General features: G+C 48.3%; 1 protein-coding gene and 1 pseudogene. One reads left to right on the top strand and one right to left on the bottom strand.

Annotated elements, in window-relative coordinates; translation table 11 throughout:
* Window positions 1-471: pseudogene (locus A3750_RS25615) on the top strand (dihydroorotase); the annotation flags it as partial.
* Here A3750_RS25615 and A3750_RS00845 read toward each other — a convergent pair.
* Window positions 464-590 (bottom strand): HU family DNA-binding protein (locus A3750_RS00845; RefSeq protein ID WP_197474774.1); only part of this gene is annotated, 127 nt, incomplete at its 5' end. The pseudogene A3750_RS25615 and the gene A3750_RS00845 sit on opposite strands and share 8 nt — an antisense overlap.

Genomic DNA, 590 nt, shown 5'->3' with positions numbered 1-590 from the left:
TTGGGTTTCAACAATAACTTTCATACCATCCCTCCTCTAAGAAGCGAGCGTGATAGGAAAGCGCTCATTGAAGGCGTGATCGACGGAACCATCGATGCAATCACCAGTGCCCATGAGCCACGCAGCGTATCCGCTAAAAACGCGCCTTTTGCAGAGTCTGCAACTGGTATAAGCACCATCGAGCACGTATTTCATTATGCAATGAAGCTAGATTCGGCTGGCGAACTTGCTCTAGAGGTATTTATAAAAGCAATGAACGAAAGGTCATCCGCCGTGCTTGGCTTGCAAGCCAATCAAATTATGCCTGGCCAAAAAGCGAACTTCAGCATCTTAAACTTTGACGAGCGCACGTTAGACGAGAGCGATATACACTCTTCGGGAAAAAACACTCCGCTATTGGGTGAGCAAGTGACGGGAACGATCGAGCACACCTTTGTAAGCGGTGCGCTCGTTTATTCTGCATCTAGTTAACGGCGTCTTTCAAAGCCTTGCCAGGCTTAAAACCAACTGACTTGCTAGCAGGTATTTGAATAGCTTTACCGGTCTGCGGGTTCTTACCTGTACGCGCACTTCGGGTGCGCTGAGAGAAA

Source organism: Oleiphilus sp. HI0079, assembly GCF_001635105.1.
This window is presented reverse-complemented; position numbering and strand designations above follow the sequence as displayed.